The organism is Paenibacillus whitsoniae (assembly GCF_003955665.1).
Classification (GTDB): domain Bacteria; phylum Bacillota; class Bacilli; order Paenibacillales; family NBRC-103111; genus Paenibacillus_E; species Paenibacillus_E whitsoniae.
This window is the reverse complement of sequence record NZ_RXHU01000031.1, coordinates 35100-57744: the sequence shown is the minus strand read 5'-3', so window position 1 is coordinate 57744 and position 22645 is coordinate 35100. Positions and strand designations below refer to the sequence as shown.

General features: G+C 52.3%; 22 protein-coding genes. 11 read left to right on the top strand and 11 right to left on the bottom strand.

The window, feature by feature from the left end:
• A partial coding sequence (locus EJQ19_RS11905; RefSeq protein ID WP_164716490.1) for a metallophosphoesterase family protein occupies nucleotides 1–605 on the bottom strand: 605 nt, incomplete at its 3' end.
• Nucleotides 606–756: 151 nt separating this feature from the next.
• Here EJQ19_RS11905 and EJQ19_RS11900 point away from each other — a divergent pair.
• Together EJQ19_RS11900 and EJQ19_RS11895 are read left to right on the top strand one after the other, a co-directional pair.
• Nucleotides 757–2049 (top strand): CapA family protein, encoded by a 1293-nt coding sequence (locus EJQ19_RS11900; protein WP_241242859.1) that lies wholly within the window; start codon nucleotides 757–759, stop codon nucleotides 2047–2049.
• A gap of 20 nt (nucleotides 2050–2069) precedes the next feature.
• Nucleotides 2070–2696, top strand: coding sequence for a fumarylacetoacetate hydrolase family protein (locus tag EJQ19_RS11895; RefSeq protein WP_126141441.1), 627 nt, complete (start codon nucleotides 2070–2072; stop codon nucleotides 2694–2696).
• A 395-nt stretch (nucleotides 2697–3091) separates the two neighbouring features.
• Here EJQ19_RS11895 and EJQ19_RS11890 read toward each other — a convergent pair whose 3' ends face one another.
• Nucleotides 3092–4255: an HD domain-containing phosphohydrolase gene (locus tag EJQ19_RS11890; RefSeq protein WP_126141440.1), complete on the bottom strand. Its 1164-nt coding sequence runs from the start codon at nucleotides 4253–4255 to the stop codon at nucleotides 3092–3094.
• 178 nt (nucleotides 4256–4433) lie between these two features.
• On the opposite strand from EJQ19_RS11890, the gene EJQ19_RS11885 reads away from it, so the two are divergent.
• Nucleotides 4434–5243, top strand: coding sequence for a DUF92 domain-containing protein (locus EJQ19_RS11885; RefSeq protein ID WP_241242858.1), 810 nt, complete (start codon nucleotides 4434–4436; stop codon nucleotides 5241–5243).
• Nucleotides 5244–5247: 4 nt separating this feature from the next.
• Here the strand turns inward: EJQ19_RS11885 and EJQ19_RS11880 are convergent, their stop codons facing one another.
• From EJQ19_RS11880 to EJQ19_RS11860, 5 genes are all read right to left on the bottom strand, one after another.
• Entirely contained in the window at nucleotides 5248–5565 is a 318-nt protein-coding gene (locus tag EJQ19_RS11880; protein ID WP_126141438.1) for a LapA family protein, read from the bottom strand.
• A gap of 95 nt (nucleotides 5566–5660) precedes the next feature.
• A complete protein-coding gene (gene pepF, locus EJQ19_RS11875) occupies nucleotides 5661–7451 on the bottom strand; it encodes an oligoendopeptidase F (protein WP_206438407.1) in 1791 nt (596 codons plus the stop codon).
• Between the two features lie 268 nt (nucleotides 7452–7719).
• Nucleotides 7720–7902 (bottom strand): hypothetical protein, encoded by a 183-nt coding sequence (locus tag EJQ19_RS11870; protein WP_126141436.1) that lies wholly within the window; start codon nucleotides 7900–7902, stop codon nucleotides 7720–7722.
• Between the two features lie 85 nt (nucleotides 7903–7987).
• The gene (locus EJQ19_RS11865; protein WP_126141435.1) at nucleotides 7988–8824 is read right to left on the bottom strand and encodes a TerC family protein; all 837 of its coding nucleotides are present in this window, start codon (nucleotides 8822–8824) and stop codon (nucleotides 7988–7990) included.
• 304 nt (nucleotides 8825–9128) lie between these two features.
• Nucleotides 9129–9374: a hypothetical protein gene (locus EJQ19_RS11860; protein WP_126141434.1), complete on the bottom strand. Its 246-nt coding sequence runs from the start codon at nucleotides 9372–9374 to the stop codon at nucleotides 9129–9131.
• A gap of 221 nt (nucleotides 9375–9595) precedes the next feature.
• Here EJQ19_RS11860 and EJQ19_RS11855 point away from each other — a divergent pair, with 221 nt between their 5' ends.
• A complete protein-coding gene (locus EJQ19_RS11855) occupies nucleotides 9596–10312 on the top strand; it encodes a methyltransferase domain-containing protein (RefSeq protein WP_126141433.1) in 717 nt (238 codons plus the stop codon).
• A 127-nt stretch (nucleotides 10313–10439) separates the two neighbouring features.
• Nucleotides 10440–10637, top strand: coding sequence for a cold shock domain-containing protein (locus EJQ19_RS11850; protein WP_126141432.1), 198 nt, complete (start codon nucleotides 10440–10442; stop codon nucleotides 10635–10637).
• Nucleotides 10638–10799: 162 nt separating this feature from the next.
• Here the strand turns inward: EJQ19_RS11850 and EJQ19_RS11845 are convergent, their stop codons facing one another.
• Entirely contained in the window at nucleotides 10800–11417 is a 618-nt protein-coding gene (locus tag EJQ19_RS11845; protein ID WP_164716488.1) for a TetR/AcrR family transcriptional regulator, read from the bottom strand.
• A 114-nt stretch (nucleotides 11418–11531) separates the two neighbouring features.
• On the opposite strand from EJQ19_RS11845, the gene EJQ19_RS11840 reads away from it, so the two are divergent.
• On the top strand, nucleotides 11532–13751 hold the full coding sequence (locus EJQ19_RS11840; protein WP_126141430.1) for an MMPL family transporter: 2220 nt from the start codon (nucleotides 11532–11534) through the stop codon (nucleotides 13749–13751).
• A 54-nt stretch (nucleotides 13752–13805) separates the two neighbouring features.
• Here the strand turns inward: EJQ19_RS11840 and EJQ19_RS11835 are convergent, their stop codons facing one another.
• From EJQ19_RS11835 to EJQ19_RS11825, 3 genes are all read right to left on the bottom strand, one after another.
• Nucleotides 13806–14453, bottom strand: coding sequence for a nitroreductase family protein (locus EJQ19_RS11835; protein ID WP_126141429.1), 648 nt, complete (start codon nucleotides 14451–14453; stop codon nucleotides 13806–13808).
• Between the two features lie 157 nt (nucleotides 14454–14610).
• Complete coding sequence (locus EJQ19_RS11830) at nucleotides 14611–15792, bottom strand: MFS transporter (RefSeq protein WP_126141428.1); 1182 nt, start codon at nucleotides 15790–15792, stop codon at nucleotides 14611–14613.
• A 28-nt stretch (nucleotides 15793–15820) separates the two neighbouring features.
• A complete protein-coding gene (locus EJQ19_RS11825; RefSeq protein ID WP_126141427.1) occupies nucleotides 15821–17146 on the bottom strand; it encodes a multi antimicrobial extrusion protein MatE in 1326 nt (441 codons plus the stop codon).
• 164 nt (nucleotides 17147–17310) lie between these two features.
• On the opposite strand from EJQ19_RS11825, the gene EJQ19_RS11820 reads away from it, so the two are divergent.
• The 5 genes from EJQ19_RS11820 to serS all read left to right on the top strand — a co-directional run bounded on the left by EJQ19_RS11820 (nucleotide 17311) and on the right by serS (nucleotide 21985).
• Nucleotides 17311–17625, top strand: a complete 315-nt coding sequence (locus EJQ19_RS11820; RefSeq protein WP_126141426.1) for a hypothetical protein — start codon at nucleotides 17311–17313, stop codon at nucleotides 17623–17625.
• Nucleotides 17626–17653: 28 nt separating this feature from the next.
• Nucleotides 17654–18295: a hypothetical protein gene (locus EJQ19_RS11815; RefSeq protein ID WP_126141425.1), complete on the top strand. Its 642-nt coding sequence runs from the start codon at nucleotides 17654–17656 to the stop codon at nucleotides 18293–18295.
• 34 nt (nucleotides 18296–18329) lie between these two features.
• Nucleotides 18330–19355 carry a tetraprenyl-beta-curcumene synthase family protein gene (locus EJQ19_RS11810; protein WP_126141445.1) on the top strand — a complete coding sequence of 342 codons (1026 nt, stop codon included), beginning with the start codon at nucleotides 18330–18332 and terminating at the stop codon, nucleotides 19353–19355.
• Nucleotides 19356–19400: 45 nt separating this feature from the next.
• Complete coding sequence (gene pfkA, locus EJQ19_RS11805; protein ID WP_126141424.1) at nucleotides 19401–20369, top strand: 6-phosphofructokinase; 969 nt, start codon at nucleotides 19401–19403, stop codon at nucleotides 20367–20369.
• A 290-nt stretch (nucleotides 20370–20659) separates the two neighbouring features.
• Nucleotides 20660–21985 (top strand): serine--tRNA ligase, encoded by a 1326-nt coding sequence (serS, locus tag EJQ19_RS11800; RefSeq protein ID WP_126141423.1) that lies wholly within the window; start codon nucleotides 20660–20662, stop codon nucleotides 21983–21985.
• Nucleotides 21986–22645: the final 660 nt, after the last annotated feature.

Here is a 22645-nt window from a genome sequence, read left to right as displayed (position 1 = left end):
ACAATGCAGTAAGAAGCTTGCGGTATGCCGTCATAAGGCACTCCGACGCTGCCGACATTGAACAGCATCAGCCCCTCGTGAGACTTGGCGGGCGCCTGCGCTTCGGACGGATTCTTCATCGTCAGTAAGTACGGGATATGTATGTCGCCATAACCGACGATATCCGGCAGCGGGCCATCCCCGGTCATCTCCGTATTAAGGAACATCGCAAGCCTGTCCTTCTTAGGCGATTTGCGCTTAACGCGGTGGTAAACGCTGACGGCGGAGGCGTGAAAGAGGCGAAATCGCTTGCCGCTCAAACTAAAATCCACCGAAAACGGCAGCTCTTGCAAATAGCGCAGCCGCTCTGCCCCCAATTGCTTCTGCTGCCACTGACCGGCCGGCTTATCCTGAGGCAGCGTAATGCCGAGATCCCAATTGCCCTGCACAACGGTCTCGCACATGGTCTGCAGCAGATCGACGACGGCGGCCGAATCGGGACCTTTGCCGACAAGATCGCCTAAACAGACAATGCGGGAGACACCTCTTTGTTTTATGTCGGCAAGCACAGCTTCCAGTGCCGGCAGATTGCCGTGAATATCTGAAATGATCGCGATTTTTTCCAAAGGTCTAATCCTTCCTGTCTTCGGTTCCCGTGTCCACGTGATGTTTCTGTTATACCATACAGACGGCCGGCTGAAAATGTGACATGCTGACTATTACCCAACAAAGTCGAGTTCTGTTATAATTTGTAGGGGGAAAGGGGAAGGTTGACCATTGGAATCCAGACGAGATCGTCACACTAAACCAAAAAAGAATCGCACAACCGGCAAGCAGCTGCCTTGGCGTACGTTAGGCGGGCTGACCGTTGCCGCCGTGCTTTGTTTCGCTGTTGGCATAGGGGCTTCCTATTTAACTTCGAAAGGAAACTCCGTGGAAGACAGCGAGTCTGCGGCATCGCCGATTACAAGTGCTTCTCCTCTGCCGACCGGTTCAGGTACGAGCACGCCGGCAGCCAGCAGCGAGCCGAGTCCAAGCTCAAGCTCGACGCCGATCGGAACGAATCCGCCTCTGGCGGCCGTAACGCCTTCTGCAACAACGGGCACAGTCCCGAGTGAAAGCGGCGCTGACGGTCAGGTCAAGCTATCTTTCGTGGGGGATGTCATGTTCGCCTCCAAAGTTGAGGATATTGTGAAGCAAAAAGGATACGACTATCCTTTTACCAATGTGAAAGAAGATTTGACAAAACCCGATTATACGATTGCCAATCTGGAAACGCCGATTTCGACCCGAGGAACGCCGCAAGATAAAGAATACTCGTACCGTTCTGCGCCGGAAGCCTTGACGGCTCTGAAAAACGCGGGCATTGATCTGGTCAATCTGGCGAATAATCATGTTATGGATTACGGCGAGGCAGCTTTTTTGGATACGATGGCTTCGCTTGATGAAACGGGAATACGACGCGTCGGTGCCGGCAAGGATGCCGCAGAAGCTTACCAGCCGGTTATCGTGGAGAAGCAGGGTGTTCGGATTGCTTTTCTGGGATTTAGCCGCGTAGTGCCGAATACGTCTTGGAAAGCGGGCAAAAATCATCCCGGCGTCGCCGAAACGTATGATTACCGTATCCCGGTGGAGGCGATTCAAAAAGCGAAAGCGAACGCCGATCTCGTCGTCGTCATTGCGCATTGGGGCATCGAACGGGAGGATTCGCCGGACAAGTACCAGAAGGAACTCGCTCATCGCTACATTGATGCTGGCGCCGATCTTATTGTAGGCGGGCATCCGCACGTGCTGCAAGGCTTCGAGCAGTACAAAGGCAAGTGGATCGCGTACAGCCTCGGCAATTTTGTTTTTACGACAAATGAAAACCAGAAGACATGGGATTCTGCCATTTTGGAGGCTTCCTGTTCGAAAGCGGGCGGCTGCAATCTGCACGTAGCGCCGATTCTAACGACATATGCGCTCCCGACCCCGATGGGCCCGGAGGATGGAGCCAAATTGTTTGCACGGCTTAGTCAAATTTCGATTGGCGCCAAAGTCGACGGGAACGGGTTTGTCAGCCTGAAATAGCCTAAAGGAGATCACACAATATGACAGCAACCATTCGCAATATTTACTGTGTAGGGCGCAACTATCGCGCGCATGCGGCAGAACTGGGCAACGACGTGCCGGATCAGCCGATGATTTTCACCAAGCCGACGCATGCCTTGGCGCCGATGAACGGCGAATCGCTGGCGCTGCCAAGCGGGCAGGGCGAGATTCACTATGAGACGGAGCTTGTTTTACATATCGCGAAGCCTTATGAAGCCGGAGCGAGTGTGGATGCGCTGGTGGACAGCTATGCACTCGGCATTGATTTTACACTGCGCGACGTACAGAGTGTGATAAAAAAGAAAGGTCAGCCGTGGCTGCCGGCCAAGGGTTTCCTGAACTCCGCACCGCTTAGTGACTGGCGTCCGTTCCCAGGCGCGGCCAAGCTGGCGGAGCGCAACTTCCAGCTTCGCTTGAATGACACGGTTGTACAAGACGGCAATATCGGCAACATGATTTTCGATCTGCAGACAATCATAGATTATATCGCGAAGCATTATGGGCTGGGGCCAAGCGACATCATTTATACCGGCACGCCGGAAGGGGTAGGGCCGGTGCAAAGCGGCGACCGCCTTGAGCTGTTGTTCGGCGAGGAGTCATTCGGCGCATTCACCGTTACGATGTAGGCAAAAGAATCTTCTCCAAGGGTTATCGATACCTTTGGAGGGGATTTTTTTGTTATCAAGGAGCTCTCTCGTTGTGCGATCTGAAAAAGGGAACGAAACAACGCTATTTTTAGTAAATCAGCGGATTTATGCATTTTGCGGCGTGTAGTTCCGCTAAATTTAGCTGATCAACGAGTGGTACCGGCGGGGACAACCCTAGCGGCCAACTCACGATAGCGTAACGGTTGCCACAGAGCTCATTGCCTCGAAAGACGGGGAATTTGGATTTTAACCTGCGCCAACGTGCCTATTTCATTGAAATCTAGTGAAATCGGGCTGCTTTCATGTGAATAAGCTCCATGCAGCGGCACACCAAAAAACCTAGCGATCCCTCGCTAGGTTTTACTTCCCACGCCTCACACGTCGGCGTACTCTTCTCTTGCACGAAGTAGCGCCGGCAGCTGCTCGAAAAAGACGTCCACAACCGCGGGATCGAAATGCTGCCCTCGCTCCTCTTGGAACAATTGGAGAATGCGATCCAGCTCCCACGCTTTCTTGTAAACCCGCTCGCTGCCGAGCGCATCGAACACGTCCGCAATCGCCGTGATGCGGCCATAGATGTGAATGTCCTCGCCGCTGATCCCGCGTGGATAACCACGGCCGTTCCATTTCTCATGGTGCTCATAAGCAACGAGTGCAGCTGTTTTCAAAATCCGCCTGGAAGAGTTCTTGAGCAGATTGTAACCGATCACGGTATGATTCTGCATCAGCTTGAACTCCTCGTCCGTCAGCTTGCCGGGCTTGTTCAGCACGGCGTCCGGAATGGCCACTTTGCCGATGTCGTGCATCGGCGACGCCATTTTGAGCAGATCGGCTTCCTCCTGCCCAAGGCCAAGTCCGAGCGCGATCAGGTAGGAGTACTCTGCAACCCGCTTGACGTGGTTGCCGGTTTCTTTGGACCGGCTTTCGCCGATTTCCCCCATGCGGAAAATAATTTCCTTCTGCGTTTCTTCAATTTCATTTGTGAGCAAAGCGGATTCAAGCGATTTTCCTGCGTAGGACGCGGCAAGCGTCAAGTACTCCATATCCTTCGCCGAAAATTGTCCGCTCGCCGTCAATTTATTAATCGCCTGATAGGCGCCCATGATTTCGCCTTCGCTATTTTTGAACGGGATCACCATCAAAGCCTGGGTTCGGTAGCCGGTTTGCTGATCCGTGCGCAGCGCGCCATGTTCCAAAAAAGATTTATATTCTTCATTCGTATAGGCATCGTCAATAAAAACAGCCCGATCGTTCATCACCGAATAGCCCACAAGTCCTGCGGAGCTCGGAATCCGGATTTCGTCCAGTCCGTGAGCGACTTTCGACCACAGCTCATCCTTGTGCTTATCGAGCAGCCAGACCGTACAGCGATCAGATACGATCATTGCACGCCCCATGTCCGCCATGAGCATCAGCACGTTCTCCAACGTTCGTTCGTTGGCGATTTTGGCTGCATATTCAAAAATAATGCGCAGCATTTCCTCTGGTTCCAGATCCCGCTTGGGAGTGGAATGTGCTTGGGGTTGATCTAGCTCCATGGCAGCCTCCTATCGTTCATCCCTCTTATGATACCACAGAATGGGGAAATTTGGCGTGAGAAATTGGCGAAATGAGTCGAAATGCCTATGTTTCTTGTGGGCTAATAGAATGATGGCGGTCTATGCTACAATAGAGGCAGTGAGAATGGTCTGTTTTTACAAAAGGAGGAAAGCGCAGTTGGAGTGGCTGATTGGGCTTGCTGGCAGCAGCTGTATTGCCGCCGCCGCTTATTGGAAAAAATCGCTCTCCCTTTCGGGCGCGCTCGCAGCTGTCGTTCTCGGCACCGCTATGTACGGGCTGGCCAGTGCCGCGTGGTTCGGTACGCTGATCGCTTTCTTCGTTTCCTCGAGCATGCTCTCGAAACTAAAAGCGAAGCGCAAAGAGGAGGCGGAGCAAGGTTACGCCAAAGGCAGCAGGCGGGACTGGGGACAGGTGGCGGCTAACGGAGGGCTTGGCCTTCTTGCCTGCATAGCGAACGCCGTATGGGCTAGCGAACTATGGTGGTTTCTGTTCCTTGGCGTGATGGCGACGGTGAACAGCGATACTTGGGCGACCGAAATCGGAGGCTTGAGCAAGGGGGAGCCGAGGTTTATTCTGACCGGCAAGCGAGTAGCGCCAGGAACTTCCGGCGGGATTACCAAGCTCGGCTTGGCAGCATCTTTGCTTGGAGGAGCGTTCATCGGTTTAGTCGGCGGCGGACTGGGGGAGTGGGGGGATGCGGATCAATTCGCCCGCGGCTGGATGGCCTATAGCTTGCTTGGGGCTGCATCCGGGCTGCTTGGCGCGCTCATCGATTCTGTACTGGGGGCAACGGCGCAAGTCATGTATCGGTGCGAGCACTGCGGGAAAACGGTGGAAAAGCCGGTGCACTGCGGACAAAAAGCCCGCCAGATCCGCGGTCTTCGGTTCATGAGCAACGATGCGGTAAACGCACTTTCATCGCTGGTTGGAGGGTTTATCTGTCTAGGCTTTAGTTTCCTTTTATGAGAGGCTACGCGCCCGTTTCTGTTTGAACGGCTTCTGTCTGTGTTACAGCAGGCTCGGCCGCAGCGGTGACGGGCTTTTGCGCTTCCAGCAGCTGCTTCTCGAGCAGCTTGACTTTCCGCTGCAATTTGTATCCGCGCACGATGCCGAACATGCCCACCATCAGGCCGCCAAGCAGCGTGGAGGTCAGAATGACGAGAATAAGCGGCGTCGACGTCTCGGCAAACAAGAAATTCACCTTTACGGGCTCAACGTTAATGACCGCGAAGACGGCTGTTATAAGTGCAAAGATTAAACCGGCAATAAGCATACCCTGAATTTTCATCGCAATCGTTCCTCTCTTTAGAGGTAGTTTTTTAAATACTCATTTTTAGAAAAAAAGGTTGAAAGCATCCGCCTTCAACCTTTCCTCGAACTTTCTTACTTCGTCAGTTCTTCCATTTGATCGAGCAGCGAGCTGAATACGCTCATCGCTTGCTTGATCGGCTCCGGCGTGGACATATCGACGCCTGCCTTCTTCAAGATATTAAGCGAGTAGTCGCTGCCGCCGCTCTTGAGGAAGCTCAGGTATCGCTCGACCGCCGGCGCGCCTTCATCAAGAATTTGCTTCGCGAAGCTTGTAGCCGCCGAGAAGCCGGTCGCATATTTATACACATAGAAGCTGTTGTAGAAGTGAGGAATGCGAGCCCATTCCATCTCGATGTCCTGATCAACGACCATGTCGTTGCCATGGTACAGTTTGTTCAGGCCGTAGTAGATATCGCTGAAATCCTGCGGCGTCAAGGACTCGCCTTGCTCCGTTTTCTCGTGCGTAATCATTTCGAATTCGGCAAACATCGTTTGACGGAACACCGTCGTACGGAACTGATCCGCATAGTAGGTAAGCAGATACAGTTTTTCCTTCGGATCCGTTACGCGTTTGAGCAAATAATCCATCAGCAGCGCTTCGTTCAGTGTGGAGGCCACTTCCGCGAGAAAAATCGTGTACTGCGCATAGCGGTACTCCTGATTCTCGTCGGACAGATACGAGTGAATCGCATGGCCCATCTCGTGCGTCAGCGTGAACATGCTGTTCAGATTGTCCTTGTGGTTCAGCAAGACGTACGGATGCGTGCCGTAAGCGCCCCAGCTGTACGCGCCGTTGCGTTTGTTTTTATTTTCATATACGTCGATCCAGTGGTTGTCAAAGCCTTCCTTCAAAATCTTCAAGTAGTTCTCGCCAAGCGGCGCTAAGCTCTTGATGACTTCTTCCTTGGCCTGGGCGTAGGTAATGTCCATTTTGAACTCTTCCACCAGCGGAGCAAACAGGTCGTACATGTGCAGCTCGTCAACCTTCAGCAGCTTTTTGCGCAGCTTCAGATAGCGCTGGAGCTGTGGCAGAGCGTCATGAATCGTGCCGATCAGGTTCGTGTACACTTCTTTTTTGATGTTATCGCCGAAGAGTGTAGATTCGAGCACAGATGGATAATGACGGGCCTTGGCATAGAAAATATTTTTATTGATGTTCGCGGCAAGCGTTGCGCCGATCGTGTTTTTATTGTTGCGATACGTCTGGTATACCGCGTGAAAAGCGTTCTTGCGCACTTCCGGGTCGCGGCTCTCGAGGAACTGAATGTAGCTGCCGTGCGTCAGCTCGACTTCCTCGCCTTTTTCGTTTTTTATTTTCGGAAATTTCAAATCCGCATTGTTCAGCATGCCGAAAATGGTGCTCGGTGCACCGGCCATGTTGCCGGCTTGCGCAAGCAGCGCTTCTTGATCTTTCGAAAGTGTATGCGGCTTTTGGCGGATCATTTCTTCCAGTGTCTTTTTGTAAAAAGCAAGGGAGGGATCATTCACCAACTGCTGAAGTTTCTCTTCCGACAAACTCAAAATTTCCGGAGATACGAACGAAAGCGCTTCGCCGACTTCAACCGAAATTTTCTTCGCTTTATCCGAAAGCGCTTGATAGGTAGGCTCGGCTGTATCTTCATGATGTTTCATGTTGGAATACACATAAAGTCGCTCTGTCTTAAGAGAAATTTCATCTTCAAGCTGGAAAATTTGCTTCACAGCGGCAGCATCCGTCAGCTTGCCCTGGAAGGCGCTGATCTTGCCGAGCGAATCTTTCACGCTTTGAAATTCTTGATCCCAGGCCTTCTGGTCGGCATACAGATCCTCCAGTTTCCACTTATGCTCGGCCGGTACTTGCTTGCGTTCCAATAGTTGAGTCATCGGAGCCCTCCTGTTCGTCGATTGAGATGGGGGTAAGCTGCTATCCTTTGCGTGTAAATCCGCTGCGGGCACTGAGCTGAGCAGCAGGCCCATGGCGGCAGTTACATAGAGTAATCGCAATACGGTCACGCTCCCGGCATATGCCCATGGGGGAGCTGGGGCGGAAGCCCTGCGCTTCCACAACTCCCCTAGCATGGTTTTCACCATAGTATGACCGTTCTGCTTTTCAATTATGAATATTATATGAAAAAGCTGGAAGGAAGTCTATTCATGTTCCCAATCGGAAGAAGCTGAACAGGATCAGGAAGAAGGACACGGCTACCATAACAATGGCGAGCAGGGCCAGGTAACGCTTCATCTGCGGAGGCAGCGTATCCTTTTTCATAATCAGAATGATCGCGAGACAAAAAGAAACGATCACAAACGTAAGAATCGAGCCGGAATCGGCCATGCCAATCATCCTTCTACACTAGATTATGACGCCAGTCTAGCGGCGCATGCTACTCTTTTTCGCTGTAGAAAGGTGAAAACCCTTTTTATCCGGCATGCTGCATGGTATCGTTCGGAGCGTCGTCGGCGTCTTCCTTGACGAGCACGTAATTGCCGCGCGCATCCATTTTGACGGTGTAGCGGTCTTCCTCCGCAATTTGCGCTTCCTCACTGAGCTCCTTCGGGAGCGTCAATTCTCCGCTGTTGCCTACTTTCACTTGATAGCCGATCATTTTCGACCAGTTGCCTGCGGCAAGGACAAGCACGATCAGAAGGCCGATGAACGTCCATTTTGCGATGGCATTGCCTGCAAAGAGCGCATGCGTCACGCTGTCGCCTGTAATCATTTTGCCTGCGGTAAGTACCAGTACACCTGCACCGATATAAATAATCCAAGGATACTTTTCAATCCAAGCAATGAATAAGGTGCTGCCCCAGACGACGATCGGTACGCTGACGAGGAGGCCGAGAATAACGAGCAGGAAGCTGCCGTGAGCAGCGCCGGCGACCGCAATGACGTTGTCCATGCCCATCACAGCATCTGCGATAATAATGGTGCGGATCGCGGCCCACATGCTGTCTTTCGCGCCGACGTTATCGTGATTTTTCTTTTCGGTGAGAAGCTTATACGAAATCCAGAGGAGCAGGATGCCGCCGGCAAGCAGCAAACCGGGGATTTTTAACAGGCCGACCACGAGAACCGTAGCCGCAGCACGAATGGCAATCGCACCGACCGTGCCCCAGAGAATGACTTTCTTTTGCGTCTCTTTTTTCAAATTGCGCGCGGCCATTCCGATGACAATCGCGTTATCCCCTGCGAGAACCAGATCGATCAGAATAATGCTGAGTAGTGAGAAGAGAAAACTTGTGGACAAAATATCCATGTGAAACACGCTCCTTACGAAAGTTTTGATAAAAAAATGAGCCTACCCGCGATACTAGCACGGTGAAGGCTCATTTCCATCAAAAAAGACCTTCACCAATTTTCTTGAAATTGGCAAAGGTCTTGCTAACAACGATATCGTTGCCAATAAAGCCGGGACCTGATGAGGATCCGAATTGACGACTTTATTGTACCAGCTACTCCCCTTTGGAGTGGTGCTATGAAATTATGATTCATTATAAGCATGAATTGATAATAAAGTCAATACAATGTTCGTTTTGCTGACATAAACTTTTGGAATCGGATTAGAGTGCCTTCAAGTTATCCAGAATCGCTTGACGTTCCTCTTCAGTGCCATCGAATTTGTCCGGAGCAAATCGTTCGTTTGCCCAATGCATCATGGCCGGTCGGCCGATGAAGGTATGGCATTCTTCGCCCCATTGGTCGGAAATTTCGGTCAGCACAATTTTGGAGCCTTGTACTTCGACGTTGAGCATGTTCCATTTATCTTTTTTGTAGATCGTATGTTTCTTGAAAGGTTGATTCGCCATCGGTATTCCTCGTTTCTATAAGTGGGTTCGCTTCTTGACATCGTACCATAAACGGGACCGTATTTCCAAACGGCTAGTAGGAAAAAAGGGGTTGCGGCCCGCACCTGCGCGTGATAAAATCCTCCTAATCCTTTCCAAGTTGCTTTAAAGCGAAGCAAGGGGAGGGACGTGCAAGGCGAGCTAAGCGGAGACTGTAGAGCTGAGATGAGGAGAGATGAGCAATGGAAACAAAGCGTATTTATGAGCAGGCAGGCGTCGCTATGACGTCAAGATCGTATGCGGAATATGAGAAAATGTTCATGTTGCAGACCGAGGATTTGATCGGCAAGCGTGTGCTTGATGTCGCTGGAGGCGCATCGTCGTTCACGGCGGATGCCCGGCAAATCGGCATCTTGGCGGAGGCGGCGGATCCGCTTTACGCGATGTCGGCAGCCGAGATTGAGGCCCACGGCCGAGCGGAGATTGAAGTCGTCGCAGCCAAAATGGAAAAGCTGACAGACGTCTACGACTGGACGTATTACGGTTCCGTTGAGCGCCATAAAGCCGGAAGGATTGCGGCGCTTGAGCGGTTTTTAGCGGATTATGAAAGCAGTGATCAGGCTGAGCGGTATTATGCCGCGGCGCTGCCGGAGCTGCCTTTTGAACATAGCAGTTTTGATTTCGTGCTGTGCAGTCACTTTTTATTTTTGTATGAGGCGCAGTTTGATTTCGAATTTCATCTTGCGGCTGTGAAGGAACTGCTCAGGGTGTGCAAGCCCGGGGGTGAAGTGCGGATTTATCCGCTGCTCAGTTTCCGAACGGAGGAGTATTCCCGCCTAGCGGACCTGCTTGATGAGCTTGCATGGAATGGCTTTTTTGCGCAAAAAGGAGAAGCCGACTTACCGTTTTTGCCAAATTCGCATCAATTTTTGAGCATATCGAAACCGCGGCTTGGCTAGTGGAAAACGTTGGTACATCAACAATTTTCAGCTTTTTCTCAGCGGGATTTTCGTTGATTTATCTCCTTGGTAATGGTATAATTTCCTTATTCGTCATAGATGGCGATATTTTTAGGAGGTTGTTCACTTGAAAGGTACAGTTAAATGGTTCAACGCAGAAAAAGGGTACGGTTTCATTTCTGTTGATGGCGGCGACGATGTATTCGTTCACTTCTCCGCAATCCAAGGCGAAGGATTCAAAACATTAGAAGAAGGCCAATCCGTTGAGTTCGACATCACTCAAGGAAACCGTGGTCCTCAAGCAGCTAACGTCATTAAATTATAAGATTTAAGGGGCTCCCTACTTATAAATAGTGTCATAGCACAAGCAAATAAGGCAGTTTCCGGTTCGTCCGGGACTGTCTTTTTTGTTGCTGAACTGTAAAATAAAGCCTCTCCGCCTTTCCATTGGAAAGAACGATGAGGCTTCTTGCGTACGGGGAAGGCGCTACGCGGGAAACAAGCCGCGCCATAAAATATCGACAATCTGCACGGCGGCTTCGCTTTCGTGAGGGAACATTTTGGCGCCATCGGCGTCGCGGGCATGGCCCATCATGAGCAGTGACGTATAGGCACGTGCAATGATGCGACCGTTCACAGGCCCGATCTCGCCGGATGCGGCGGATTTGTCAAATTCGGCTTCCAGCGCGTCGAGAATGCCCTGTTCGGCTTTGCGCATCGTCTGCATCTGCTCCTCGGTCAGCGTCGCTTCCATCTTGCGCATGAAAGAGTGCAGATCGAAGTCGATCGCCTTGAGATGGGCTTCCGTAATGTCAATCAAGCGTTCGCGCAGCGGGGCCGGCTTGCTTAATCGCTGCATGGTGGCGCGGCGTACGTTGTCCATCAATAACACCATGGAAGCGGTCAATAGATCGGATTTGGACGGAAAGTAATAATACACAGAAGCTTTGGTAACTTGGCATTCCTTGGCGATATCGTCCATGGACACCGTTTCAAACCCGCGGGAAAGATACAGCCCGATTGCGGTTTGTAAAATTTTTTGATTCAGCGGTGTATCGCCTTCGGAGACACGCGGTCTGCCGAGCGGCTTGGATTTTGGACTCATGGTGCTCACTCCTGAAAAAAAGAATTTACATGACATCTTGATTAATTAACTATCCAGTATATATAATTAAAAGCGAAGCGAGACATTATCATCGTATAGGAGAGATTACGCGCGATGCATGAGACACCTTTATTCAGCAAAGCCGGTTCCCTGTTCGCAGGGCGACGAAGCAAGTGGGTTACCCTTGCCGTGTGGGTTATACTTATTGGCATTTTATCCGTCTTTCTGCCCAACGTCAATTCACAGGAAAACAATGCAGCCCGTCAGCTGCCGGACGACAGTTGGTCCCTGCAAGCGACCGAGCTCATGCATGAGCATTTTCCGAGCAATGAAGGCGTGCCGGCGCTCGTTGTGTGGTATCGGGCTGACGGCCTGACCGATCCGGATTTGGCGGGGATTCAGAAGGTCGCCGCGCAGCTTACCGAGAAGCCGCTTGAGGCGCAGCAAGGCGTGCCGCCGCTGCATCAGATGCCGGCCCCGGCGCTGAAAAGCATGCTCTCGCAGGATGGCAAGCTGCTCGTGCTGCCGGTGTCGTTCGAGGAAGGCACGGAGACCGAGGTGCTGCAAGAAGGACTTAAGAAGCTGCAGGAAGTGGCGACTGTACAGCTTGGGGGTGATCCGTTTGCTGCCCCGATCACGGATGGCGGCCTCCACGCGCGTATCACCGGGCCTGTCGGCATTCAGACCGATGCGACGGCGTTGTTCAAAAATGCAGACTTCGCTTTGATGCTAGCTACAGTTTTACTCGTCTTGATCTTGTTAATATTGTTATATCGATCACCCATTCTGGCGATTATTCCATTGATCGGCGTTGGATTTGCCTACGGCATTATTTCACCTGTTCTCGGCTTTCTAGCTAAGCAAGGCTGGATTACAGTCGATGCGCAATCGATTTCCATTATGACAGTGCTGTTGTTCGGGGCTGGTACGGATTACTGTTTGTTTTTTGTGGCACGTTACCGGCAGGCGCTCTTGCAGGAGAAGGATCCATACGGTGCGCTGCGGACATCGTTCGCCGGCTCTACTGGCGCTATTGGGATGAGCGGACTAACCGTGATCGTATCGCTTTTGGGCTTGCTTTTTGCACATTACGGTTCAAATCATCGCTTTGCTATTCCGTTTAGTGTGGCGATCTTCATTATGGCAGTCGCTTCATTGACGCTGGTCCCGGCGCTGCTCGCCATCATCGGCCGCGTATCGTTCTTCCCATTCATTCCGCTTACACCTGAGATGCGCGCGGAGAAGGAGAGGAAGAAAGGTAAGCGGATTCGGGAACAAAAGGCGGTTGGACGTTTTAGCGCAGCACTTGGGCAGATCGTGACCGAGAAGCCAAGGAGTGTGCTGGTTGTCAGTCTACTCATCCTGCTCGCGCTCGCTTCGTTTGCGCCGCAGATCAAATTTACGTACAACATCCTAGAGTCATTTCCAACCACCATGCCGTCCCGCGAAGGATTTCAGCTGCTTGGGGATCACGTATCGCAAGGTTCGTTAGCGCCGATGAAAATAATCGTGAACATGGAAGGCAAGTCCATCGACGTCAAAAGCGCTTTGTCGTCACTGCCTTATGTTGCTTCAGTCGGCAATGCGGTTGACAGCTCCAAGGATGCAAATTTTAAGAGCTACGAGCTGATCTTCAAGGAAGATCCGTATGATCTTGACATCATCGACCGGGTTCCGGACATTCGCAACATCGTGGAACAACAGATGTCCGCTGCTGGGATTGCTGCTCCCAAAGTATGGGTTGGCGGTGAAACTGCCACCCAGTATGATACCAAAACTGTCGTTGAACGCGATACGCGTGTCGTCATTCCTGTCGTCATCGGGGTGATTGCGCTGCTACTGCTCGTTTATTTGCGATCCATCGTCGCCATGATTTATCTGATCGCTACAGTCATTCTGTCCTATTTCTCCGCACTAGGTGCGGGATGGCTGATTCTTCACCAGTTCATGGATACGTCAGCCATTCAGGGACTTATTCCGCTGTACGCCTTCGTCTTCTTGGTTGCGCTTGGCGAAGACTACAACATCTTCATGATCTCCAGCATCTGGCAGGAGCGCGGCCGTTTGGGCCTGAGAGAGGCGGTCCGGCTCGGCGTCAGCTCGACAAGCTCGGTAATTACTTCGGCGGGGCTCATTCTCGCAGGCACGTTTGCCGTGCTGGCTTCGCTGCCGATTCAGGTGCTTGTGCAGTTCGGCGTCATTTGCGCCATCGGCGTACTGCTGGACACGTTCATCGTCAGACCGTTCCTCGTACCGTCGATTACGATTCTGCTGGGCAGGGCGGCATTCTGGCCTGGGAAAGCGGATGCACCCGTACCGCAAACGAACCGCTAGCAAAAAGAGTTGCACGCAAGGTACATAAGTACTTTGCGCGCAACTCTTTTTCACTTAGTCGATAATGTCCAGAATATCGTCGATTTCTTTACGCGCCAGCTTGCCTGGACGCTCTTTCGGATGCCCAAGGGCAATGACCATGTTGATCTGGAACTCCGTTGGAATGTTCAGATACTCGCGGATTTGATCCTGCGCGAGCAGCACAGGGCCTGTCATCGGGCACGTCGCGAGGCCTCTGGCATGCGCTGCAAGCATCAAATTCTGAGATGCGAGGCACGAGCTCTTGATGCCTTCTTCCGCCCAGACGTGATCGTCCACCAGCTGAATCGGATCGAAGATCCGCTCGCGGAACTTGGACTCATACGGCGTTGCCAAGCAAACGATCAGCACCGGCGCGTCGGAGAAAGCCGTTGCGTACGGGCCGAACGATTTGACCAGGAGGCGCGCTTCGCGGGAAAGTCCTTTTTCCTCCGCTGCGGCGGCGCGCAAGTGAAGCTGGTCCCAGGTCAGCTGTTCAATATGTTTAATTTTCTCTGTATTTCGGATCGCAATAAACTTCCAAGTCTGGGAGTTTGTATCGCTTGGCGCAAACCGCGCGCAGTCAATGATCTCGCGAATATCGTCCACGGACACTTCCTGCTCGGTAAAATTCCGCACACTGCGGCGCTCCAGCACGACTGTTTTAAAATCTTCATACGTCATGAATCGTGTACCTGCCTTTGCTGCTCTATTAGTTAAACTATTATTAGTAAGTCCTAAGACTATATCTTATTATAGGGGCTTTCGAAAACGAGTACAACTGCCTCTCCCGTAGAATGCCCTCCGGCTGCTAAACGATGCGTCTCTAGTCCGCTCCCGGTCAGCGTGATGTTCCGGCGAGTTTCTCGTCAATCTGGAACACATGGGTCGCGATAAAGCCAAGTGTAGATATGATAGACAACACTGCTGCAAACGTATAAAGCGTCGCCCCGCCGGCAAGGTCAAAGATCCACCCGCCGAGCATCCCGCTGATGAGTCCGGCGACGCTGGACCAGGCTACCGCGAAAATTGCCTGGCCCGACGAGCGGTACTCGTCCGGAATAATTTGGCTCAAATAGCGGTTCGCCGTAAACAGGAAGATGCCGAACGTCAGGCTGTGCAGCAGTTGAACGCCCAGAATCCAGTTGGGATTGTGAATGTGGCCCATGAATATAAATCGAATGGTATAGATCACGCCCGCAAAGATGAGCAGCGGAATCTCTTTGAAGCGATGCCCATGCTTGCTCAGGAAGAAGAAGATCGGAATTTCGCTCAAGGCCGACGCCATCCAAGCGTAGCCGATCATCGAATCGGAAGCGCCGAGCTGGCGCATGTAAAGGGCAAGAAACCCGTCGTTGCAGCGATGGGAGACAGACATAATGACGATCAGACCGAGGAACCAAAGGAACCTTTTGTTGCGAATGATGTTCACCATACCACTGAACGCCATCTTTTTGCCGCCTTCGCGTACGTCTTTCAGCAGCAGTACGATGATGAGCGAGCAAGAGATCGTGATGAAACAGAGCATCGGTGTCAGTCCGGTGCCGTATACGCGCAGCAGAACGCCGAACACGCCGGCGGAGAAGGCGAACCCGATGGAGCCCCAGGCGCGGAAGGACGCGTAGCTTTTGCCATTGGCCCGGATGTTCAGCATCACCTGGCTGTCATTCAAGGAGTTGACGGGCTGCTGAAAGAAGAAAAACGCCGCCAAACATACATAAAGCAGTGCAAACCAGCCTGCCGTAAATACAAGCACTGCTGTGACGAGCTGGCCGATCAGCAGGATGACCATAATTTTTTTCACCGTCTGGAAACGGTCGCTCAGAATTCCCCATAGCAAGTTCGTGGCAATGCCGATCAGCGGGCCGATGGCGTAGAGCAGGCCGATCTGAATTTTGGAGTAGCCTTTGTAGTCGAAATATAAAGGGAAAAACGTCACGACGATCCCCATGGTCATAAAAAAGGAAAAAGTAAACATGCGAAGCAGCAGATCGTTCGTCTGGCTATGTTTGTGTGCATTCATGATTTCTCTCACTCGTTTTCAGGTGTAGTTAAGCGGACAGACCGGACTGTCGCGGCCCTGTTGTTCTACGCAGGACGACGGTGACGACAGTCAGTTCGGCGAGCATGCCGATCGATTGGGCGAAGGCGCCGATCATGCCGTTCCAACCGGGGATTGTTGCAATCGCAACAAATAAAGCGCAAAGCGTAACCGTAGCATTTGCAGATTGGGAAAAAACCATGATCTTCGTTTCGCTGCGCAGCATGACGATGCCGTTCATATAATCAAGCCAAGGGAAGACCAGCGTCATGATCATAAAAATCCGCATAGCCTCCAGGCTCGCCTCTCGCAGTTCGGGATTCACGCCCATGATGTGAGCCATGAACCAGGGACCGGCCGGCGTATAGGCCAGAATCGCGATCAGGGTTCCGGGGATCAGACTGAGCATCGTAATAAACCGCCTGACCGTTCGGGCATCTTTGCGGTAAAAGTTCAATACAATTTGATGAATATAGGAAAAGAAACTCATCACCAGCTGCGTTAGTGATCCGGCAATCGCAAAAGAGGAGATCGCGAGGTGGGCATTCGCCGTTTTTCCTAAAATCGCATTGATCGAAGGGCCGATAATGACGGCAATGATCGAAGAATATAACAAGGGCTTATAAAAGCTGAAAATCTGCTTCTTCGTTTCAATCGTATGGTTCGGCGCTTTCTCCGGGATGACCTTGCGTAGGAGGCTGGTGCCTTCCCAAATGGCGATCGCCGCTTCGATGATCATGCCGAACATAAAAATTATGGCCCCGACTCGGCCGCTCGAGACCTGATCCGTCGTGATGAAATAGAGCGACAGCAAATACATGGCGATGATGCGTACGCCCATGCCGATCGTCAGCCACTTGGTCCGCATGTTGAAAATAATAATGCCGTGAAACAGACAGCGCAGCCCGGAAAAAATACTGACGTACATCAGGATGCGATAGACGCTTAAGGTTGAGGCCAACAATTCGCGCTCGACGCCGAAGAAATACAGAAACACCCATTCGCCCGCAGGCGTGTAACAGAGGATAAGGCCGAGCAGTAGGATGCAGGCGAAGACATAGGCGCTGACGGCGCCCATGGCCCGGAAAGAGACCCGGTCTCTCACAAGTGCGGAGCAGGCTTGCCGCAGCAGCACGACGGGCTTCTCTGTCAGACCCAGCAGACTGAGCGGAATGGCGTAAGTGGCGATGACAATTTCGGAGTTGTCCGCTCTTGCCAAGGTGCTGTTAATGATGACGTGCGAGAGCGTCACAAGGGTTGCCGACAGACCGAGGGGGAGGAAAAAAGAGATGAGCTGTCTCCAGGAGAGTGGAACATTTGCGGGCTTAGCGGTCATCTAAATCGCACTCCTTCACGTTTACAAAACATTTACTAAGTATATCAGAAAATGAATTGAGGTTGACATACAATTTTAACTGGAAACCTAAGTGGCGAAGTGATACATTTAAAAGAAGAACTTTTTTCTGTGCAGTTTTGTTTTACATGCAAGGAGGCTTGGGAATGAACGATTACTTTCAGTACGATGACAGACTTGGCATTGATCTTCCCGCGCTGGAGATGGAGTGGGAGCAGTATGCTCCGGCTGTTCGTATTGATATTTTGTTGCATTGGGAACAAATTCGCGGACGCATTCCTGACCGTATTCAGAAGCTGGAAGCGATCATTATTGACAAACAAAATAAGCTGGACGTGGAAGATGATTTCCTGACGTCCTGTGCGTTAAATTCCGAAATTGCCGAACTCGCCTCGATGATCAACGATCTTCATTTGTGGTTCCGAATCAATCAAGATTTGGAAGCGAAAACCCACCATTAATGATTGCCTATGAAGGGAGTCCTGCTGCATGCAGAGCAACAAGGATGGGAATAATTGGATTGACGCGATCTTGAAGCCGCTGTTGGAGCACGTGCCCGCGCTGTATCCGATCGAGGAATGGGATTGGGCGATGGATGCGCGCATCGAGGCGTTGAACCCGGAACAGCTGGCGCAGGGAAAGCCGGACGGTATGCTGTTTGGCAAGGCGCTGATCGCGGGTCTTTATCTGATGAACGAGAGCTTGGACAAATCGCATACGATCGCCCAGGATATTACAAATACGACAGGCAGCTATTGGCATGCGCTGATGCATCGCATGGAAGGCGACTACAGCAACGCAAAATATTGGTTTAACGATGTCGGCCATCATCCTATTTTTTCAAGCCTGAGCCAATGTGTGCGGGAACGCCTATCAGTTAAAGATCTGCAAGAGTTGGAGAATGATGCGCTTCGTCACAAGCTGGAAGTCTTGATTACAGCGCCGGTTTGGAATCCGTGCGTGTTTATCGACGTTGTCGAACTGCAAGTTTCCCTCGTGCAGAACGAGACCGTGGATGCATGGCTGAGACAGATTCAACAATCGGAAATGCAACTGCTTATCCGTTATTGTTACGAACAAAGTTGTGGAGGAAGCTGGCTTGAAGCAATTGGACAAAAATCATATACGTAGCCAGGCAAAAGTTCCGCAAGGCCCCATTCGGTTAATGCTTAGTGTGTATCGGTACATTTTGCCTGAGGTGAGTGAGCAGCTGAAGGGTTGGCAGTCTCGCGCAGATGCGATACCGGACGCCGAGCTCCGAACGCAGGCTTTGGCAAGTATCGCCTCCAAAAAATTTCACTGTCAAGGCGGAGCGGTATATGCGGCCGCTCATTTGTCGATGCGCCATATATTAATTCCGCTTATCGTTGCCTTTCAGACGATCAGTGATTATTTAGATAATTTATGCGACCGCAGCACATCGCTGGATCCGCAGGATTTTCGGCAATTGCACCAGTCGATGCTGGATGCGGTCGATCCGGCTAAGCCGATTCATGATTACTACGCCTATCGCGAGGAGAAGGATGACGGCGGTTATTTGACCGACCTCGTGCGCAAATGCCAGATGTGCATCGCCCAGATGCCCTCCTATGTCAAAGTAGCGGATCAGGTGCGTGAGTTTGTCGGGCTTTACTGCGACTTGCAGGTGTACAAGCATATCCGCAAAGATTTGCGGGAATTTGAACTGCAACAGTGGTGGAATCTGCATCATCATCAGCATCGTCAAATCGGATGGAATGAATTTGCTGCAGCCACGGGTTCGACGCTGGGCATGTTCATGCTGTTCCTTTCGGCATGCGATCCGGACCTTCGGGACGATCAGGTCGAGGCGATTCGCGAAGCGTATTTTCCATATGTGTGCGGCTTGCACATCCTGCTCGACTATCTGATCGATCAAGAGGAGGATATCGAGGGCGGGGATTTGAATTTCTGCACGTATTACGATTCGTTGGATACGACTGTAGAACGCATTGCGTTTATCGTCGAGGAGGCGCGCAGTAAGATTTTGTTCTTGGAACATCCGAGGTTTCATCGTATGATAATCGAGGGCTTGCTGGCGCTGTATTTATCCGATCCGAAAGTGAATTCCCAACAGCAAGTCAAACAAATTTCCAAGCGTCTTATGAAAAATAGCCCATTAACCCGGTTGTTTTTCTGGATCAATAGCATGTTTATACGTACGACCACTTGAACTTAGTCTTGAAGTCGGTGGAGAGAATTTGGAGGAGGAAACTAGATGTCAGCAGTAAAATCTATCGCAGTACTTACGAGTGGAGGAGATTCGCAGGGGATGAACGCAGCCGTTCGGGCGGTTGTGCGAAGCGCTCTGTTCCACGGTCTTGAGGTGTATGCCGTTCAGCGGGGTTATCAAGGCTTGATCAACGACGATATCCGCAAAATGGATCTGCGCAGCGTTGGCGATATTATCCAACGCGGCGGCACGGTGCTGCAGACGGCGCGCTGCAAGGAGTTTATGACGCTCGAAGGACAGCAGCTCGGCGCCGAGAATTTGCGCAAACGCGGCATTGATGGCCTGGTTGTCATCGGCGGCGACGGTTCATACCAAGGGGCTAACAAGCTTAGCAAATTGGGTATTAAAACGATGGGCTTGCCGGGAACGATCGACAATGACATTCCGTTTACCGATTTCACCATCGGATTTGACACGGCGGTTTCCATTGTCGTCGACGCGATCAACAAGCTACGCGACACGATGACGTCCCACGAGCGTTCCTCGGTTGTGGAAGTTATGGGCCGTCACTGCGGCGAGATCGCGCTGTATGCCGGACTTGCTTCCGGTGCGGAAACGATTATCGTGCCCGAAGTGCCTTACGATATTCAAGAAGTGGCGAGACGGATGAAAGATAATTTCAACCACGGCAAACGCCACAGTATTATTCTCGTCGCTGAGGGGGCCGGTTCAGGCGAAGGCATCGCGAGACAAATTACGGAAAACAACGGCATTGAGCCGCGTGTGACCGTACTTGGCCATATTCAGCGCGGCGGCACGCCGACGCACAATGACCGGATCTTGGCAAGCCGCCTTGGCGACTTTGCCGTGCGCAAGCTGATGGAAGGCGATTCCTCCAAAGCGTGCGGTGTGATCAAAGGCGAGCTCGTGGCAACGGATATCGACTTGGTTGTAAACACGAAGCGTACGTTCAACATGGAACTGTACGAGCTGGCAAGCCGCCTATCTCAGTAAGAGCCTATTGCTTTTCAGCTTAGGCTGCGCTATAATCACTTTCAACTTACAAATCGGCATCAGGTCAATGAAGAGCATCCAACTCGGAGACGTTTATGATCGGAAAGACTGAGCGGTCTTTCTCTAAATAGACCGGCACCGCCCGTTATCGCGGAACCAAGCGGGTGACTGACACATGGTCAGTCACCAAATTGGGTGGCACCGCGAGCAGAACGCTCCTCGTCCCAATCGGACTGAGGGCGTTCTTTGTCTTTTTCGGACAAATTCGATAACGAGGAGCGGTGAACAGTATGTTGGACATCAAATGGATTCGAGAGCATGTGGAAGAAGTAAAGCAAGCGGCGAGGAATAAGGGCGTGCCTTGCCAAGTGGAAGAGCTGCTGCGCGTGGATGAATTGCGTCGTGGGCTGCTCCAGCAGGTGGAGCAGTTTCGCCGGGAGCGTAATCGCGGGACGGAGCAGATTGGCGTGCTGCTGAAGGAAAAGCGGAAGGAAGAGGCGGAGAGGCTCAAGTCGAAGGTTCGCGAATGGAATGCGAAATTAGCTGAATATGAATTGGAGCTTGCCGCAGCAGAGGAGCAGTATCGTCAACTGATGCTTAGCGTGCCGAATCTGGCATCGTCGGATACGCCGATCGGTTTGACGGATGCGGACAACGTAATTGTGAAGGTTGTGGGTGAGCTGACGGACTTTGCGTTTGAGCCGCGCGATCATCTGGAGCTTGGTGAAGCGCTCGATCTGATCGATGTCGCCCGCGGCGTGAAAGTTGCGGGAAGCCGGAACTATTACTTGAAAGGGATGGGCTTACATCTCCACCGGGCTGTGCAGCAGCTTGCGATTGATGTCCTCACAGACCGCGGTTTCACCGTTATGGACGTGCCGCTAATGGTGCGGGAAGAGACGCTGCTGAATGCGGCTTTCTTCCCGGCCGGCAAGGATCAGACGTATGCGCTGGAGGAGAACAAGTGGCTTGTCGGTACCTCGGAGGGGCCGCTCATTTCGTACTACGCCGGCGAGATCGTCGACTTGTCGGAAGGGCCGATTCAACTCGCAGCGGTGTCGAACTGTTTCCGCAAGGAAGCGGGTTCGGCCGGACGCGACGTGCGCGGATTATACCGCGTGCACCAGTTCGCGAAAGTCGAGCAGGTGGTCCTGTGCGAGAACACGCCGGAAGCAGCGGAACGCATGCTCCAGGAGATTACCGCCAATGCGGAGCATTTGCTTGAACTGCTGGAGCTGCCGTACCGCATTGTCGCCGTCTGTACCGGCGATATGGGCAGCAAAAACTACAAACAGTTCGACATCGAGACGTGGATGCCGAGCCGCGGCGCCTACGGCGAGACGCATTCGTCGTCGCTGCTGATGGACTATCAGGCGCGGCGGACGCAGCTCCGCTACCGTGATGCTGACGGTGAGCTGCGCTACTGCTGCACGCTCAACAATACCGCGGTTGCCTCGCCGCGGATCCTGATTCCGCTGCTGGAGAACCACCAACGGGAGGATGGCTCGATCTACATCCCGCAGGCGCTGCGGCCATACATGCGAGGGCTGGCGGCAATTCCAGCTCCGGCGGCGGCAGCAGTAGAAGCAGGGGCTAGAGCTGCTGAGCGCGTATAATTGTACAAACCCCGAGTCTTGCGCTCTTCGCGCAGGCTCGGGGTTTGTACGTTTATCGGAAGTGTGGTTGCGAGAGCCGAGACTTACTAACACTGCTTTGGCAATCGACAGCGCGGCAGGCTGACGGGCAGAGGGTGGGTATGGTGCACGAGTAGGCATGAGCGTGGACGCTATATGGAGTCCAGATGAGATGTCCTACCGGCGACGTTTTGCTTTCCACAAACGCCATCGTCCCGATAAGGACGGCGGCGTTTATCTGCGGCAGATACATCGAAGGTTGGTAAGCGAAGCTTGCCTGGATAATTGGCGGAATGATCCATGAGCGATCTCCTCCAAGCTTCTCTGAACCATCGTTACCGCGGCTAATGGTTATGACAGAGCTTATATCGCCCAAAATGCAGCGATTCAACAGTTAACGGTTGTGACAGCGGCTATTTGCCTCAAACGGCACGTTTGACGAGTAAAAGCGGCAATTAAGCGCTGTGGCAACCGCTAGATCTACAATGGAGGGCGTATACGGCCAAATAGCCGCTGTGGCATCCGTTAGCCTTCCGGTCTCTCGGCGCCCTGACGACTCCACGGCACCCTGCCGATCTCTTTTTCCCTCAGCACCTACTGGCCCATCAGCGTCCTGCCTTTCAAGCTCGAGCCTGCCCTTCG